General features: G+C 66.3%; 15 protein-coding genes. 3 read left to right on the top strand and 12 right to left on the bottom strand.

The features are described 5' to 3' along the window. The first annotated feature begins 14 nt into the window (after positions 1-14). Entirely contained in the window at positions 15-587 is a 573-nt protein-coding gene (locus Pla108_RS01440) for a DUF2179 domain-containing protein (protein WP_146441912.1), read from the top strand. Between the two features lie 117 nt (positions 588-704). On the opposite strand, the gene Pla108_RS01435 is transcribed toward Pla108_RS01440, so the two are convergent. The 3 genes from Pla108_RS01435 to Pla108_RS01425 all read right to left on the bottom strand — a co-directional run bounded on the left by Pla108_RS01435 (position 705) and on the right by Pla108_RS01425 (position 3448). After that, positions 705-1448: a flagellin gene (locus tag Pla108_RS01435; protein ID WP_197526131.1), complete on the bottom strand. Its 744-nt coding sequence runs from the start codon at positions 1446-1448 to the stop codon at positions 705-707. Between the two features lie 199 nt (positions 1449-1647). After that, on the bottom strand, positions 1648-2436 hold the full coding sequence (panB, locus tag Pla108_RS01430; RefSeq protein WP_146441907.1) for a 3-methyl-2-oxobutanoate hydroxymethyltransferase: 789 nt from the start codon (positions 2434-2436) through the stop codon (positions 1648-1650). A gap of 163 nt (positions 2437-2599) precedes the next feature. Next, positions 2600-3448: a class I SAM-dependent methyltransferase gene (locus tag Pla108_RS01425; RefSeq protein ID WP_146441903.1), complete on the bottom strand. Its 849-nt coding sequence runs from the start codon at positions 3446-3448 to the stop codon at positions 2600-2602. Between the two features lie 127 nt (positions 3449-3575). Between Pla108_RS01425 and Pla108_RS01420 the strand changes: the two genes are divergently transcribed. Next, positions 3576-4025, top strand: coding sequence for a hypothetical protein (locus tag Pla108_RS01420; RefSeq protein WP_146441900.1), 450 nt, complete (start codon positions 3576-3578; stop codon positions 4023-4025). A gap of 30 nt (positions 4026-4055) precedes the next feature. Here Pla108_RS01420 and mutS read toward each other — a convergent pair whose 3' ends face one another. The 3 genes from mutS to Pla108_RS01405 all read right to left on the bottom strand — a co-directional run bounded on the left by mutS (position 4056) and on the right by Pla108_RS01405 (position 8566). Continuing rightward, positions 4056-6770 carry a DNA mismatch repair protein MutS gene (gene mutS, locus Pla108_RS01415; protein WP_146441897.1) on the bottom strand — a complete coding sequence of 905 codons (2715 nt, stop codon included), beginning with the start codon at positions 6768-6770 and terminating at the stop codon, positions 4056-4058. 90 nt (positions 6771-6860) lie between these two features. Then, complete coding sequence (gene fliG, locus Pla108_RS01410) at positions 6861-7850, bottom strand: flagellar motor switch protein FliG (RefSeq protein WP_146441892.1); 990 nt, start codon at positions 7848-7850, stop codon at positions 6861-6863. Between the two features lie 125 nt (positions 7851-7975). After that, positions 7976-8566 (bottom strand): hypothetical protein, encoded by a 591-nt coding sequence (locus tag Pla108_RS01405; RefSeq protein WP_146441889.1) that lies wholly within the window; start codon positions 8564-8566, stop codon positions 7976-7978. Positions 8567-8721: 155 nt separating this feature from the next. On the opposite strand from Pla108_RS01405, the gene Pla108_RS01400 reads away from it, so the two are divergent. Further along, complete coding sequence (locus Pla108_RS01400) at positions 8722-9555, top strand: hypothetical protein (RefSeq protein ID WP_146441886.1); 834 nt, start codon at positions 8722-8724, stop codon at positions 9553-9555. On the opposite strand, the gene Pla108_RS01395 is transcribed toward Pla108_RS01400, so the two are convergent. From Pla108_RS01395 to Pla108_RS01370, 6 genes are all read right to left on the bottom strand, one after another. Next, positions 9536-10393 carry a hypothetical protein gene (locus Pla108_RS01395; protein ID WP_231934247.1) on the bottom strand — a complete coding sequence of 286 codons (858 nt, stop codon included), beginning with the start codon at positions 10391-10393 and terminating at the stop codon, positions 9536-9538. The genes Pla108_RS01400 and Pla108_RS01395 overlap by 20 nt on opposite strands. Before the next feature lie 225 nt (positions 10394-10618). Then, positions 10619-11143 carry a CBS domain-containing protein gene (locus Pla108_RS01390; RefSeq protein ID WP_146441881.1) on the bottom strand — a complete coding sequence of 175 codons (525 nt, stop codon included), beginning with the start codon at positions 11141-11143 and terminating at the stop codon, positions 10619-10621. A 79-nt stretch (positions 11144-11222) separates the two neighbouring features. After that, on the bottom strand, positions 11223-12236 hold the full coding sequence (locus Pla108_RS01385; protein WP_146441878.1) for a 2-oxoacid:ferredoxin oxidoreductase subunit beta: 1014 nt from the start codon (positions 12234-12236) through the stop codon (positions 11223-11225). A gap of 156 nt (positions 12237-12392) precedes the next feature. Continuing rightward, positions 12393-14252: a 2-oxoacid:acceptor oxidoreductase subunit alpha gene (locus tag Pla108_RS01380; RefSeq protein WP_146441875.1), complete on the bottom strand. Its 1860-nt coding sequence runs from the start codon at positions 14250-14252 to the stop codon at positions 12393-12395. A 101-nt stretch (positions 14253-14353) separates the two neighbouring features. Then, entirely contained in the window at positions 14354-14824 is a 471-nt protein-coding gene (locus tag Pla108_RS01375; protein WP_146441872.1) for a CBS domain-containing protein, read from the bottom strand. Between the two features lie 275 nt (positions 14825-15099). After that, on the bottom strand, positions 15100-15984 hold the full coding sequence (locus tag Pla108_RS01370; protein ID WP_231934245.1) for a hypothetical protein: 885 nt from the start codon (positions 15982-15984) through the stop codon (positions 15100-15102). Positions 15985-16066: the final 82 nt, after the last annotated feature.

The following is a 16066-nucleotide window of genomic DNA, read 5'->3' as shown; positions in this document are numbered from 1 at the left end:
CCCGTCGCTCCAAAATGCCCTTCCTCGATACGCTCCCCGTTTGGGCCCTCGCCCTCCTGATCTTCTCGCTGCGGATCGTCGATGTTTCGCTCGGCACGTGCCGGACGATCGCCGTCGTGCAGGGGCGGATCGGCACGTCGGTGTTGCTCGGCTTCTTCGAGGTGCTGATCTGGATCACCACGGTGTCGGAGGTCTTCCAGCGGGCGGGCGGCAACCCTTGGCTGCTGCTGTCGTACGCCGCCGGTTTCGCCTGTGGCAACGGCGCCGGCATCTGGCTCGAACGCCGCCTGGCGATGGGGAGCGTCATCCTACGGATCGTTTCGCACGACGCGGGGGACGATCTGGCCGACGCCCTGCGGCAACGCAGCCCGCGGGTGCTCACCTTCGAGGGGAGCGACGAAGAGCACGCCGTCACGCTGCTGTACGTCGCCGCCCGACGGCGACAGGTGCGGCGACTGATCTCGGCGGCCCGCGAAGTCGATCCCGACCTGTACTACGCCGTGGACCCGCTCCGCGAATCGAACTGGGCGATGGCGCAGCCGGTCCCCGGGCCAACCGGTTGGCGGTCGGTCTTGAAGAAGAAGTGAGGTAGGCCGGAACCAACTCAGCGCCGGTCCGGCACGCTTGGCGTTTCGTGCCGCCTGCCGGACCGGCGCTTCGCTGGTTCCGGCCTACGTGCGTTAGGCGGAGCGTTTCCGAAACGTTCAGACCCTCTTCTGGCTGATCGACTGGCCCGTCGCCACCGTGCGGTCGAGCAGGTCGCCGATCGTCTCGGCGTGCGACTGCAGGGAGTAGGCTAGGGCCATCGTCGACGCCTGCTCAAGAATCTGGCCGCGGACGAGGTTCGACGCCTCTTCGGCGAAGTCGGCGTCCTCCACCTGGCTGAGCGCCTCGGTGTTGATGACGATCTGGTCCTGAATCAGCTCTTGCTCGATATCGGAGTAGAGCGAGTTGGCCGCATTCGCCGAGCGATCGCCGAGCACGCTCTGCAGGGCGCCGTCGATGATCTGGTTGGCGAGAGCGGTGTCGCCATTCACGAGGTTGGCGTTCCCCGAGTGACCGAGCGCGTCGAGCGAGGCCGGCGCGAGGCCGGGGGCGAGGCGGTCGAACGACTCGAGGGTCGCGTCGACCGTTTGCTGCAGCGCTTGCTTTTGGGTCGGGTTGAACAGGTCGCCGGTCGTCGAGACGACGGCGCCACGTAGTTCGTTGAGCCCGTTCTGGATCACCGAGAGCTGGGACTCCTGCTGCCGCAGGTTGAGCTCACCGAGGCGGGACGTTTTGTACTGGGCTTGGAGGTCGGTTATTTTCGAGCGGAACCCCTCGGCGGCGATTAGCCCCGACGGGTCGTCCTTGGCGTGGTTGATCCGCTTGCCGGTCGAGAGCCGCTCGAGCGACGTGTTGATGACACTGCGATTCCGCTGCCTCTGATTGAGCAACGAGGTCGACAAGCCGCGGCTGGGTGAAACCGAGAGCATCCGCGGGCAAGCTCATGGGAGTTAGGACGAACCGCATCTGAAAAGTAGATCGTCGTTTTCTCCGCGTCGCTTTCCGAACGGCTTGCGAGACGGGGTTGGTGGGTTTCCAACAACGGGCAGCGCGATCTGTACCGGTTGTTCGGGGTCTCGGCTAGCGGCGGGAGACCCGTTGTCACTTGAACGCCTGCTCGGGGCCCGGGAACTTGCCGCTCCGCACGTCGGCCGTAAACGCCGTGGCGGCTTCCTGGATCGCTTCGCCGACGTGGGCGTAGGCCTTCACGAAGCGTGGCACGTAGCCGGCCGTCATCCCGAGGACGTCGTTCACCACCAGGACCTGGCCGTCGCAGTCGGGCCCGGCGCCGATGCCGATCGTGGGGATCGGGACGGTGTCGGTGATCGCCTTGGCGATGGCCGACGGGACGCACTCGATCACCATGCCGTACGCGCCCGCCTCGCTGGCGGCGCGGGCGTCGGCGAGGAGGGCGTCTTGGTCGCGTTGCACCTTGTAGCCGCCGAGTTGGTGGACGCTCTGTGGCCGGAGGCCGACGTGGGCCATCACCGGGATGCCGGCGGTCACCAACGCGTGGATCGTGTCGGCCTGGGCCTCGCCCCCCTCGAGCTTCACGCTCTGGCAACGGGTCTCTTTGAGGATCCGCGCGGCGGCGTCGATTGCGGCGCCGGTGTCGTAGTGGTTGATCGGGAACGGCAGGTCGACCACCGTCAGGGCGTTCTCGACCGCGCGGCCGACCATCTCGGCGTGGTAGATCATCTGGTCGAGCGTGACGGCGAGCGTGCTCCCCTTGCCCTGCACGACCATGCCGAGGCTATCGCCGACCAGCACGCAATCGACCCCCGCGGCGTCGACCAGACGCGCCATCGTGTAGTCGTAGGCGGTGAGGACGACGAGCTTTTCGGCGGCGCCCTTGCGAGCGGTGAACTGCGGGGCGGTGAGTTGAGGCATGGAGGAGCGTAGGCAGAGGGCGGATTGCGGGAGGCAGTAGTGATTGTCGGCGACAGGACGCCAAGGGGCAAAGGTATCCCCCTCCCTTTCAGGGAGGGACTAGGGGAGGGTCTGGATTGTCACCACAGGAAAGCTCCCCTGTCCTGAACACCTTCACCCTCCCCTAACCCCTCCCTGAAAGGGAGGGGGACTTGGGGCGTTCACAGACGATGATCCAGCCGTTCGCCCGCAGCGACGGCGCCAGCCAGGGACGCCTCAGCGCGTGACGCCGACCCACATCGAGAGGGATCCAGCGGAGGACCGTCAGGTTCGCTTCGCGGAGGTCGCGGCGGAGCTCGCGCTCGCGGAAGACGTGCAAGAAGAAATTGGGGACGCCGCGGTAGGGGTACGTTTTGTCGCCGGTCTCGTAGTCACTCTTGCCAAACGCGCCCCGCGCCAGGCTCCGCAGCGCCCACCACGGGCCGCCCGGGTCGCGGAGGTTGAACCAGAAGTTGTGGACGTGCAACACAAGCTTGCCGCCCGGCTTGAGGATCCGCCGCATGTGCCCGAGGGCGGCGAGGCGGTTGTCGCGGCCACGGATCATCCCCAGCGTGCTGAAGAGGCACATCGCGTGGTCGGCCGATTCGTCGGCGACAAGGTCGGGCGTCAGCTCGACGAGATTCGCCAGCACGCACTCGATCGGCAAGCCATCGATCGCCGCCTTCTCGCGGACGACATCCAGCATCGCGTCGGAAAGATCGACCGCCAGGCCACGCCAGCCGCGGCGCACCAGCGGGACGAGGGCCCGGCCGCTGCCGCAGCCGAGGTCGGCGATGACGCCGTCGCTGTGCGCTCCCCCGGCGCGAGCCGGGGGAGCTTCGCCGAAAGTTTCGGCCAGGATGTTCTCCTCGAACTCAAACAGCGTGTTCTCGGCGTGGTAGTCGTCGTAATCGTCGGCGATAGCCCGTGATTGCGTGTAGTCCCACGCGCCACGCGTCACGCCGGGGGGGAGTCGCCAGTCGGGCAGCGCCATAGCGGAGCGGATAGATAGGTAAATTGAGCACTGGTTGCGGCGCCAGCGGCGTCGCAAGGTGCGTTGACCGCTACGGCCGCGGGGCGTCCAATGGGGGATTCCCGTTCAAAGCGACCCGAGACTTCCTATGTTATCCGCCCTAGCGCTGTTCTTCGCGATCCCCGCGGTGATCCTTTCCAGCGAGCACCAAGCGATGTGCCGTGTGGCGGTGGGGGACGCGTTCCCCGCGGTCGAGGGCCTCGCCGACAAGCAGGGCGCGAAAGCAACCGTTGTTGCGGTCCCCGGCGGAACCGAGTGGATGAACGCCATGTTCACCGGCGACCTGAAGGACGACTTCGCACCGAAGTACGCCGACAAAGGGGTCCAGCTGGTGACGCTCGCCGGCCCGCCGGTTGGCAACGGCGTGGCGTCGCTGTCGGTCGACCGGGCCAAGCTGAACGCCACCCTCGGCGAAGGCCGCGGCCCCCGCGTTTATTTGCTCGACGCCGACGGAAAGGTCGTGTGGTTCGACATCGAGTACACCCTCTCGACCCACCGCGAGCTGCACGCAGCGCTCGACGAACTGGTTGCTAAGTAGGGAACGCCCTCCGTGGCGTTCCGAGCACGGCTACCTCTCGGCGAGCAAGCGCTGTCGCCAAGCGTGGAGGCGTTCGAAAGCGTCCATCGGCGCGAGACGGTCGATATCGAGCGCCCGGATCTCTTCGAGCAGCGGGTGCTCGGCCGTTTCGAAGAGCGTCATCTGAAGACCGCCACTCGCCTTCGCGGCGATGGTCGTCGGCTGCCGTTCGCTCTGGGCTTGCTCGAGGTCGGCGAGGATCGCCTCGGCCCGTTCGTTGACGCTCCGCGGCACGCCGGCTAGCTGGGCGACGTGGATGCCGTAGCTCTTGTCGGCGGGGCCCGGGACGATCTGGTGGAGGAAGACGACGCGGCCCTCATGCTCGCGGACCGCCACGCTCAGGTTTCCCACGCCCGGCAGCCGCTCTTCAAGCTGCGTCAACTCGTGGTAGTGCGTCGCGAACAAGGTTCGGCAGCCAACGACGTCGTGCAGGTGCTCGACAATCGCCCAGGCGAGCGACAACCCGTCGTAGGTGCTCGTGCCGCGGCCGATCTCGTCGAGGATCACCAGCGAGCGGGGCGTCGCGGTGTTGAGGATCCGCGCCGTCTCGGTCATCTCGACCATGAACGTGCTCTGCCCGCGCGAGACATCGTCGCTCGCCCCGACACGGGCGAACAACCGGTCCGCGACGCCGACGACCGCCCGCGTGGCGGGGACAAAGCTGCCGATCTGCGCCATGAGCGTGATGAGCGCCGTCTGACGGATGTACGTGCTTTTACCGGCCATGTTCGGGCCGGTGAGCAGGAGGACGGAAGTGGGAAGTGGGAAGTCGGAAGTGGGAGGATTAAGGTCCGACGCGGCGCCTTCCGACTTCCCACTTCCGACTTCCCACTTTGCTGCGCAGCAGCTTACGCCGTTGGGCACGAACGTCCCTTCCGGCTCGGTCAGGTCAAGCACGGGGTGGCGGCCCGCTTCGATGTCGAGGACCGGCTCTTCGACCACCTCCGGCCGGCAGTAGCCGCGCGAACGGGCGAGCTCCGCCAAGCTCGCCAGCACGTCGATCTCGGCAAGCGCCTCGGCCGTCGCCAGCAAGCGCTTGCCCGCCTCGGCGGTCGCTTCGCGGAGTTGGAGAAAGAGGTCGTACTCGAGGGCGAACGCCCGGTCCTCGGCCGACAAGACCTTCTCTTCGTACTCCTTCAGCTCGGGCGTGATGTAACGCTCGGCGTTCTTGAGCGTTTGTTTGCGGATAAAATCGGCGGGGACTTTGCCCGTGTGGGCGTGCGTCACTTCGAGGTAGTAGCCGAAGACCTTGTTAAAGCCGACCTTGATCGACGGGATGTCCGACTCGGCCGCGATCTTCGCTTGGTAGCTGGCCATCCATTGCTTGCCGCCCGCCATCAGTTGACGGTACTCGTCGAGCTCGGCCGAGTAGCCCTCGCGGAGAAAGCCTCCCTCGCGCGGCGACAGCGGGCAGTCGTCCACGAGCGCCGCGGTCAGCTGCTCACGTAAGTCGGCGCAGAGGTCGATCCGTTCTTCCAGCCGAGCAAGCCGTTCGCTCTGCCGGCCGGCGAGCTTGGCCTTGATCCGCGGCAGGGCGCCGAGGGTGCGGCCGACACTCGCGAGGTCGCGCGGGCTGGCGCGGCCGGTGGTCGCCCGGGCGACGAGCCGCTGCAGGTCGTAGACGCCCCGCAGCTCTTCACGCACCGTGGTCGCCAGCGACGGATTCTCGACCAACTCGGCGACGGCGCCTTGGCGCTGTGAGATCGAAGCGACGCTGGTCAGTGGCCGGCGGAGCCAGTCGGCCAAGCGCCGCGCCCCGGCGCCCGTCACGGTGCGATCGATGACGCCCAGCAGCGCACCGTCGCGCCGTCCGTCACGCAGCGTGTGCGTCACTTCGAGGCTCCGCCACGTGGCGGCGTCGATCTGCAAGGCGGAGTCGGCCTGGAAAGGCCGCAGCCGATCGACGTGGGCGAGCGACGACTTCTGTGTCTCGTGCAAGTAGCCGAGGATCGCCCCCGCGGCGGAGAGGGCGAGCGCGTCGTGGTGCATCGTCGAATCGAAGCCGAACCCTTCGAGCGACTGCGTCCCGAAGTGCTTGCGGAGCGACTCCATCGCCATCTGCACGCCGAAGGACCACGCCGGCCGACGGGTGACGGCCGACCGATCGGACGCCTCGGGCGGGAGCAGCGCGTCGCTCCCCTCGGCGACTAGGCACTCCGCCGCGTCGAGCCGCGATAGCTCGTCGGCGAGGCGGCGCTCGTCGATGCCGGTGGCGGTGAACTCGCCAGTCGAGACATCGATCCACGCCAGCCCCACCAGGGGCCGGGCGTCCCCTTTAGGGGCTTGTCCGTCGTAAGCGACCGCGACGAGGTAGTTGCTCGCCTGCGGGTCGAGCAGTTCGTCGTCGGTGACGGTGCCGGCCGAGACGATCCGCGTCACTTCCCTGCGGACGATGCCCTTCGGCTCGCCGGCGGCTTTTCCGTTGGGGGCGTCCATCTGCTCGCAGACCGCGGCGCGGCGGCCGCAACGCAAGATCTTCGCCAGGTAAGCGTCGAGCTGGTGGTGCGGGAAGCCGGCCATCGGCACGGCCTTTGCGCCCTTGTCCTTGTCACGTGAGGTGACCGTGATCCCGAGCAACCGCCCCGCGTCTTTGGCGTCGTCGTAGAACAGCTCGTAGAAGTCCCCCATGCGGAACAGCAGCAGGGCGTCCCCCGAGGCCTCTTTGGCCTCGTGGTACTGCTGCATCATGGGGGAGAGCTGAGACATGGCCGGGCGGCGAATCCTGGGGTGGAGGGTCGAAGCCAACAAGCTTCGCCTCCCCCTCCGCAAGTCTCAAGCCTCAGGCCGCGACGCCCGCTACTGGACGAGCTTCTCTTCTTCGCCCGACTGGTTGACCTCAATGACGCCGGAGTCCTCGAGCCCGCGGACGACATCGACGATCTTCTGCTGGACCTCCTCGACGGCCGAGAGCTTGACCGCCCCCAAGTACTCCATCTCTTCGCGGAGCATGTCGGCGGCGCGCTGCGACATATTGCTGAGGATCTTGTCCTTCAGCTCGGGGCTCGCGCCCTTCAGCGCGAGCGCCCACTGCGAGCTCTCCACCGACTTGAGGACCGACTGGATGTCCTTCTGGTTGAGCTTGCCGATATCGTCGAAGACGAACATCAGCCGGCGGATCTCTTCGACCAAGTCGGGCTCGTCGGTCGCCAGGCCTTCGAGCAGCGCCCGCTCGGTCGTGCGGTCGATGACGTTCAGCATGGCGGCGACAGAGTCGACGCCGCCGGCGATCTGGAAGCTCTGGCTCATGACGCTCGACATGCGGCGTTCGAGGCCCGACTCGACCTCGCGGATGATCTCGGGGTTGGTCTGCGACATGGTCGCCATCCGCCGCACCACGGCGATCTGCCGCTCTTGGGGGAGACCTCCGAGGATCTCAGCGCTGAAGGCGGCCGGCAGGTGGGCGAGGATCAACGCGATCGTCTGGGGGTGCTCATCGGTCAGGTACGTGACGATGTTCTGGCTGTCGACGTTCCGCAAAAAGCCGAACGGCAGGGCCTCGATCGACTGGCGGATGTTGTCGATGGTCCCCGTCGAGTCGGAGCCGAGCGCGTTTTTTACCAGCTTCTTGGCGAATTCGAGCCCGCCGGCGCCACCACCGGCGGCTGGATTCGTGTCGGCGAACTCCTTGATGACGTCTTCTTGATCTTCCGACGAGACCCGTTCCATCCGGGCGATCTCGATCGAGACCTGCTCGACCTCGCGCGGCGAGAGCCGCTGCATGACGTCGCTCGCCTGATCCTCGGGGAGGGTCAGCAGCAGTACGGCGGCCTTATGCAGGCTAGACATGGTGGGAGCGGGCACGGTCGGACCTCGACAAGTCGGGCGGCGCCTTCGGCGCGTCATCCTTCTTGATCGTCATGGGGCGCCACGGCTCGACAAGGAATCTGCCGGTTAGGCAAACGGTAGCGACGCTAGCTTCCGGCCCGCCCCTCCTCGAACGCCCAGCGGGCCGCAACATTCTGTGCGTGCCGGACTTGGCAGCGGATCCGCGCAGTCACCGTTGCCGCCGGCCGATGCGAGGGGGGCGAGAGCTGCGTCTCGTCGCCCCAGTAGCGGCAGGCAAGTTCCCAACTCGCCGCTTCCGACCGCCAACGCCAGCGCAGGCCGTCGTCGTCCCGATAGGTCCGGCCATCGCAGAGCACCGCGGCGATCTTGTCGATAGCGACCGCGACATCGGCCGGGTTGGCGACGACGTCGCCGCCGCGAAGCACCCCGTGTTCGGCCCGCTGAGTCGCCTCGGTGATGGCGGCCTCGTCCGGTCGTTCACTCAGACGCACCTGCTCATAGTCCTGGCAGCAGTCGTAGACGGCCTCGTGGCACGATACGCGGAGGCCGTACCAGACGCCGTCGCGGCAGACATGGAGGTAGCGGGACTCACTGTTCAAGGAGTTTTCCAAGACGCATTCGAGACCGGCGGCGTCGGCGGCCGCCTGGCCGGCGAGGACGACCCGGCGGGTCGCCTCGTGGCGATCGAGCGGCGTAGGGGGTTCGCTTTCGGGCACGGCTCTCAGGATACCGAAGTGCGTGGCGGAACGGGCGGACTCAACGGCCTGGTGGCCTCGGTCTGCCAAGGGCGCGGCTCAGTGGGTACGATGGGGTCGCTCACTCGAACTAGTCTTTCCTGGCAGAGGGCGGAACTGTGCAACGCTTCGGCTTGATGACTTGCTGTTTCGCGGCGGCTCTCGCCTTGGCGACGGCGGCGTTGGCGCAGGACCCTGCCGCCCAGGTTCTTGACGAGCCGGCGGTCGATACACCAACGGCAGAAGCCCCCGCGGCGGAAGCCCCCGTTGCTCAGTCACCAGAGCCGATGGCCGACGAGCCGACGCCGCCGGATGAACCCGTAGCGAGCGACGACGTCCCCCCCGTGGAGCCGGAGGCGAATGCTGACACCGCCGACCCCGCGGAGGACGAACCTCTCGATGCAGGGGACGTCGATGAGGAGGATGCGATGGACGCCGACTCGCCTGCCGCGGCGGGGACCGACTGGAATGGTCTTGTCGAGCGCGCGCCGGCCTTTTTCGCGCTCACGCACCACGCGGCCGTCCACCTGCCGATCGCTCTATGGGCATTCGGCGCGTTCTTTGTTGTGATCGGAGCCGTCGTCCCTTCGTGGCGGACGCAGATCCCACTCGCCTGCCTGATCGGCGGGGCGCTGACCGCGGTCGCCGCGGTCGCTAGCGGCTGGTGGTACGCCGCCTACGAGTACGGAGAGCCGTGGGCGTGGGGAGATGGGTTCGGCGACTGGTCCGAGCAACTGGTCAAGCACCGCTGGACCGGCTTCGCACTAGCGGTGGCGTCGATTGGATTGTCGCTGGTCGCCCTGATCAGCCAGGCGCGTCAGAGCAGGGGCATGGGCGTCTTCTGGCGGTTGGGCCTGATCGCCTTGGCGCTCGCCGTCGCGTGGGAAGGCCATATCGGCGGCGAACTCATCCACGGCGAGGGGTTCCTCGAAGACGGGTTCCAGCAGTGGGTCAATCCCGAGGCTGAATGAGCTGCGGCCCGTAAACGGGGGGCACTTCTTCGCGTTCTCTTTCGTAGGCGTCGGTCTCGATCTGATGCGCCTGGTAGCGGCCGACAACATGGCCCACCGCCGCTCCGCCGACCGACATGATCGCGTCGACCTGCGGGATAAAGATCGCCGCTTGACCGCCCAACTCGCGTCCCATCTGAGGCGCTAACACCCGCCGCGCCTCGGCCTGCTCGTCGGTGGTTCCGTTCTTGTCGACGAAGTTGAAGACGGCCTGCTTGGCGCGAGCCTCGTGAACGATGCCGATAAAGGGGAGCAGACGCACCGCCGAGTAGAAGCCGGGGTGCGACTTTTGATGGACATCGTGCGCTTGCGCCGCTTGCTCCATCGCCAGGGCGGGGACGTCGGAGTAGATGTTCACGGTGTCGGTGAACGGGTTGTACCAGTCTCCGCCGAAGAGACGGCCCGGGAGGACCGAGTACCCGAGCGTGTAGACGGCGCCGACGGTGGCTCTCCAGCCGAGTCCGACGCGGTCGTTCTGGGCCAGGCGTTTCCACTCACCGAGGGGGTCGTACTGGTTGACGCGGACCATCACGCCGTCGACCTCGTGCGACGCTAGAAAGTCGCACGCCTCTTCAACGGTCTCGGGCGAGATTTGGTGGTTGTCCGCTCGGGAGTCGAGCAGCATCAGCTTGCTGGGGACGCCAATCATCCAGCCCACGCCGTCGAGCACCTTGTTCGGTTCGCCGTGTTCGATATTGATTGCGACGCCCGACGCACCGAGCGAAACCGGCCCCTCGGCGATCGTTATCGGCTTAGCGCCATACGCCTCGGCCACTAAGAAAGCGGCGGGACAAAGCAAGATCCGAAGCGCTAGGCTGGCGATTCGCACGGTGAGACCCTCTCGAAATCAAGTCCTCGGGAGCGTGGCTAACCACCCGCTCCGCATCGGGGAGATTACGGAGACCCGTCGGCGCGAGCCAACAGCATTCCTGCGCAATCGTACTGCGCGTCTTAATGAGAAGGAGACTGCGGCGCCAGCAACGCCATCGCCGAAACACCGGAGGCGTCGTCCCAAGCGGTCCGGCTAAACGGTTGCCGTCCGGTCGTGCTCGGTGACGTAGCGGAGGATATCGCGGATGCTGATGACGTTCACCGGGCGGTCCCCCTCCATGACCGGGAGGTGGCGATACCCGCCGACATCCATCCGCTGCAGGGCGTAGGCGATCTTGTCACCGCCGGAGACAACCGCCGGGTTGGGCGTCATGTACTTCACGACCGGTTTGTCATGCAGGTCGACGCCCTGGACCCCCAGCCGCAACAAGGCGTCGCGTTCGCTGAAGATCCCGACCAACGCCTTATCGACAACGATAAGCAGGCAGCCCACGCCCCCCGCGACCATTTTCTTTAGAGCCTCGCCGACCGTCGCGTCGGGTCCCAGGACAAGCGGCTCGTGGGCCGGCAGATCGCGCACACGGTCGCGGAGAAGGTCCGCTTCGAGGCTGCTGTTCGGCAGGCGGATGAACTGGTCGGTGAGGGGCTGCTCGCAATGGTCGCATTGGTCGACCCCTTCGATCAGGTCATCGGCGCCGCAGGCGGGGCAAACAAGCATGACGGGAGACCTGAGGCTTGAGGTAACAGACTAAAGTGGTGGTTCGAGCCCCGATCCCTCGGGACTCACGCCTCGGGCCTCATGCCACGGTCCACGTCTCGCCCGAACCGTAGAGCTTGTCGAGTTCACCAGGACCCTGTTCCTTCGTGGCGAGCGCGATCTGGTCGTTGACTAGCTCGTCGTAACGCGGGGCGTCGACGCTGCGGAAGACGCCGATCGGCTCGGGGAAACCATCCTCGTAACGCATCCGGCTGAGCAGGTAGGCGAGGCTCGGCTCCAGGGCCTTCTCGTCGTGGAACAACAGGTCGTCCTCGGTGATCCCCTTGCCCAGTTGCACCACCTCGGGCTCCAGGCCGTTGAGGCGGATGCCCTTGTCGCGATCCTTGCCGAAAATCAGCGGCTTGCCGTGCTCGAGTTCGAGCGTCGTGTCAGCCTTCGTGTTGCGGTCCTTGGCGTAGTCCCAGGCGCCGTCGTTGAAGACGTTGCAGTTCTGGTAGACCTCGATGAACGAGGTGCCCGAGTGCTCGGCGGCCCGCTTGAGGGTGGCGCCGAGGTGCTTGATGTTGGTGTCGATGCTGCGGGCGACAAAGGTCGCCTCGGCGCCGATCGCGATCGAGAGCGGGTGGAGCGGGTTGTCGATCGCCCCCATCGGGGTGCTCTTGGTCCGCTTGCCCAGCGGCGAGGTCGGCGAGTACTGGCCTTTCGTGAGGCCGTAGATCCGGTTGTTGAACAGGACGATGTTGAGGTCCATGTTCCGCCGGATGCAGTGCATCAGGTGGTTGCCGCCGATCGAGAGGCCGTCGCCGTCGCCGGTGATGACCCAGACCATCAGGTCGGGCTGAACGGTCTTCAGACCGGTCGCGACGGCCGGCGCGCGACCATGGATTGTGTGCATCCCGTACGTGTTCATGTAGTACGGGAAGCGGCTGCTGCAGCCGATGCCCGAGATGAACACGATCTTCTCGCGCGGAATGCCGAGGGTCGGCATCACCTTCTTCATCTGCGCAAGGATCGAGTAGTCGCCGCACCCGGGACACCAGCGGACGTCCTGATCGCTGGCGAAGTCTTTATCGGTGAGGACGGGAAGAGACATTTCAACGGACATGGCAGTTGGTTCGGCTACGAGCTGACGAAGGCTTGGCGACCCACTAACGGGATCAGATTCGGATTTTGGATTGGGGAATGCGGATTCCACGCGAGGCGACTATCGGACGGATCCCGCATTCTGAGACCCGAACACGGTATGACATCAACCCGTCACTTCGCTGATTTTCTCCACCAGCTCCGCGACCGTGAACGGGCGGCCTTGCATCTTGTTGAAGCCGATGACGTCAACCAGGTACTTGTCGCGGATGATCGTCCGGAGCTGGCCCGAGTTGAGCTCGGGCATGAGGACCTTCTTGTAGCGTCCCATCAGCTCGGCGAGGTTTCGCGGCAACGGGTTGATGTAGCGGAGGTGGGCGTGCGCGACGCTCTTGCCGTGCTTGCGGGCGAGCCGCGTCGCCGACAGGCACGAGCCATAGGTGCCGCCCCAGCTCATGACGAGCAGGTCGCCCTCGTCGGGGCCGTCGACCGTTTGCAGCGGGATGTCTTCGGCGATGTTCGCGACCTTGGCGGCCCGCGTGTCGATCATGTGCTGGTGGTTTTCCGGGTCGTAGCTGACGTTGCCCGTGCGGTCCTGCTTCTCAAGACCGCCCAAGCGGTGCTCGAGACCCGGCGTGCCCGGCAGGGCCCAGGGGCGGGCCAGTCGCTCGTCCCGCGTGTAGGGGAGGAACTGCTCCGAACCGTCGGTCGCTTCGGGGTGCGTGACGGGGATCTTCGGCAGGTCGGCGAACTGAGGGATCCGCCACGGCTCTGAGCCGTTGGCGATGTAGCCGTCGGTGAGCAGCATGACCGGCGTCATGTAGCGGACGGCGAGGCGCCACGCCTCCTGGGCGACCTCGAAGCAATCGCCGGGCGAACGGGCCGCGATCACCGGCATCGGGCACTCGCCGTTGCGGCCGTAGACCGCTTGGTAGAGGTCCGACTGCTCGGTTTTGGTCGGCAATCCGGTCGAGGGACCGCCACGCTGGACGTTGATCACAACCATCGGCAGTTCCATGATCACCGCCAGGCCGAACGCCTCGCCCTTCAGCGCGATGCCGGGGCCGCTGGAGGCGGTGATCGACATCGCCCCGGCGAACGCGGCGCCGATCGTCGCGGTCATCGCGGCGATCTCGTCCTCGGCCTGGAACGTGACGATGTCGAAGTTCTTGTGCTTGCAGAGCTCGTGGAGGATGTCGCTCGCCGGCGTGATCGGGTAGGCGCCGAGGAAAAGCCGCTTCTCCGACAGCTTGGCGGCGGTCATCAGGCCCCACGACAGGGCCGTATTGCCCATGATGCTACGGTACTTGCCCGGCTTTAGTTCCGCCTTGGGGATGTGGAACTGGGTGTCGAACGCCTCGACGGTCTCGCCGTAGTTGTAGCCCGCCATGAGGGCGGCCCGGTTGGCGCCGGCGACCTCGGGCTTCTTGCCGAACTTCGCCTCGATGAACCGCAGGGTTGGCTCGAGCGGTCGGCCGTAGACCCAGAACACGAGGCCCATCGCGAAGAAGTTGCGGCAGCGGTCGGCCTCTTTGACCCCCATCCCGAACTCCTTGACGGCGTCGCGGGTGAGCTTGGTCATATCGACCTTGTAGACCTTGTACTTCTGCTCCAGCTGGTGGAGGGCGACTTCCTCGATCGGGTTGCCATCGAGGCCGGCTAGTTCGAGGCCCTTCTTGTCGAAGCCGCTCTCGTTGACGATCAGGATGCCGCCGTCGCGGAGGTCGCCGATGTTGGTGACAAAGGCGGCCGGATTCATCGCCACCAGCGCGTCGACGACGTCGCCGGGGGTGTAGATCTCGTTGCTCGAGAAGTGCACCTGGAAGCCCGAGACGCCCGCCTTGGTGCCGCGCGGGGCGCGGATCTCGGCGGGGAAATCGGGGAACGTCGCCACGTCGTTGCCCACCAGGGCCGACGTCGTAGTGAACTGGGTGCCGGCGAGTTGCATGCCGTCGCCCGAGTCGCCGCAGAAGCGGACAGTGGCTTCGTTCAGTTCGGTGGTGGGCTTCTCAGCGACAGTCGACATGGTGGACGGGGCAGCGGAATTGAGCAGGGCGGCGGATAAACGCGGCGAAGGTGGTAAAAACAGCCTTGAAAACAGCGGGCGGCGCGAGGCAAGCCGACGCGTTAAGCGCCCTCTCGCTCGGCGGCGGTCCGTGACGATTTCGGTGACAGGTTGTAAATCGTGCTCGGGAAGTGCTCGACCAAGTACCGCATCACGCCCCGCACATCGACCATGCCGGTCGCTTCGGTCGGGCGGATCGAGCTAACGATCGGCAGGTGGCGATAACCCCCCTCGGCCATGCGGCCGATGGCGGCTCCAACCGTTGAATCGTCGTTCACCGTCACCGGGTCGGCCGACATTTCGGCGCGAATCGGCTGGGACAGATCGACGCGCTCGGCGAGCACCCGCAGCACGTCACGCTCGGTGAAGACGCCGACCAACCGGTCGTCGTCGCACACCAAGACGGCGGCCACCTTCTCGGTTTGCATCAGCACAATGACGTCGGCGACCGACATGGTCGGCTCGACCGCCACAGGTGCTTCGGGGTAGACCGACCGGATGGTCTCCGATTGCAGACTCAGCTTGAAGTCCACGGCGGGCGGCTGTGGCAGCGTCGGGCGGCAAGCGTGAGCTCGCCGGAGGCGACAAGGGGGTCGGATGGACGATTGACGCAGCAAGGAGACGAGGTGGCCTGGGGCCTTTGGGGGCTTTCGACTCGCGTCTCATCTTACAGCGGTAGGCGGCAATCTGGGCCGTTACCGTTGGCTGTAACGCTGAGAATACCACGCGCGCTACCGACCGAGAACCGCATTAAAGCCCGAAAACTCTCGTATTTACGGAAGTTCAGTCGGCCGCCGCCTGGGATAACTCACTCCGATGCCGTTGGCGGTTTGGCGTAAAACTTGGTCAAGTCAAAGCCACCTCGCTGCTCCTCTTCGAGGAGCTTGACCCGTTTCTCGAGCTGCTCAAGCCGCCGCGCCATCTGGGGGATCGGGTTCTCGTCGCCGCTCACCCGCTGGGTGCGTGGCGGCTCGGGATAGCCGAGCTGCCGATGCAGCGAATTGAACAAGTAGAGCGGGTCCTTCTTGCGGTTCGCCAGCGCGATCCGCCCCTCCTGATCGCCAAACAGTGGCGTCCGGCTCGCCCCCCCGCGTTTGGCGGCGTGGTCGCTCTGGACATAGATCAAGTCGGCGATGTCGATGATCCCCACCTGGTGGCGGATCGCGAGGATCCATTCCTTCCAGTGAGGGGGGTACGACGGGTCACCCGCCACGGCGGTCAGCCCCTTGTCGTACCCCAGGCGGTTCCGGCAGAGGACCTCGAACTGGTACAGAAACAAGCCCTGCAGCGTCGGGACGCGGGTCGAACCCGGCGTCATCCCGGCTCGGTAGGCCGCTTCGCGGGCGAGCACCTCGAGGCCGACCCGCAGGTCGAAGCGGCCCCGCTCGTTCTCCCCCTCGCCGACGATGTAGGCCTGCAGCGGCGTGAAATAGTGGCTCAGCTTGGTCATCGCCGAGGCCATGACGCCCGAGTGCCGGAGCTCGGAAAGCAAGAAATCGATCGCCATAGGCAGCTTCGTGGTCGCGAGCACCTCTTCGCGCGCCGAGGCCAAAACTTCTTGGGCGGGGGCGTTGGCGGCCAGCCGCTCGGCGAGCATCCCGAAGAAGTGGGCCTGCTCGATGTATTCCTCGACTCCTAGTGGGGCGACAGCTCCCGCGGAGGCGATCGGCGCGGGGGGGGCGGCTTCGGACATCAGAAACGATTCCAACCCTCGGCGGCAGCCGGCGGTAGCGCGGGGCGTCATTCCGCCGGCTGCCGCCGGCGGCTGGGGCCAT

It is taken from the genome of Botrimarina colliarenosi (genome assembly GCF_007859955.1).
GTDB classification, from domain to species: Bacteria; Planctomycetota; Planctomycetia; order Pirellulales; family Lacipirellulaceae; genus Botrimarina; species Botrimarina colliarenosi.
The sequence above is the reverse complement of the archived record's forward strand: the minus strand, read 5'-3'. Positions and strand labels throughout refer to the sequence as shown.

What these genes read in the sequence shown, in the direction of transcription:
- Pla108_RS01440 (WP_146441912.1), top strand. Translation starts at nt 15, where the DNA reads ATGCCCTTCCTCGATACGCTCCCCGTTTGGGCCCTCGCCCTCCTGATC.
- panB (WP_146441907.1), bottom strand. Translation starts at nt 2,436, where the DNA reads ATGCCTCAACTCACCGCCCCGCAGTTCACCGCTCGCAAGGGCGCCGCC.
- Pla108_RS01425 (WP_146441903.1), bottom strand. Translation starts at nt 3,448, where the DNA reads ATGGCGCTGCCCGACTGGCGACTCCCCCCCGGCGTGACGCGTGGCGCG.
- Pla108_RS01420 (WP_146441900.1), top strand. Translation starts at nt 3,576, where the DNA reads ATGTTATCCGCCCTAGCGCTGTTCTTCGCGATCCCCGCGGTGATCCTT.
- mutS (WP_146441897.1), bottom strand. Translation starts at nt 6,770, where the DNA reads ATGTCTCAGCTCTCCCCCATGATGCAGCAGTACCACGAGGCCAAAGAG.
- fliG (WP_146441892.1), bottom strand. Translation starts at nt 7,850, where the DNA reads ATGTCTAGCCTGCATAAGGCCGCCGTACTGCTGCTGACCCTCCCCGAG.
- Pla108_RS01400 (WP_146441886.1), top strand. Translation starts at nt 8,722, where the DNA reads ATGACTTGCTGTTTCGCGGCGGCTCTCGCCTTGGCGACGGCGGCGTTG.
- Pla108_RS01390 (WP_146441881.1), bottom strand. Translation starts at nt 11,143, where the DNA reads ATGCTTGTTTGCCCCGCCTGCGGCGCCGATGACCTGATCGAAGGGGTC.
- Pla108_RS01385 (WP_146441878.1), bottom strand. Translation starts at nt 12,236, where the DNA reads ATGTCTCTTCCCGTCCTCACCGATAAAGACTTCGCCAGCGATCAGGAC.
- Pla108_RS01380 (WP_146441875.1), bottom strand. Translation starts at nt 14,252, where the DNA reads ATGTCGACTGTCGCTGAGAAGCCCACCACCGAACTGAACGAAGCCACT.
- Pla108_RS01370 (WP_231934245.1), bottom strand. Translation starts at nt 15,984, where the DNA reads ATGTCCGAAGCCGCCCCCCCCGCGCCGATCGCCTCCGCGGGAGCTGTC.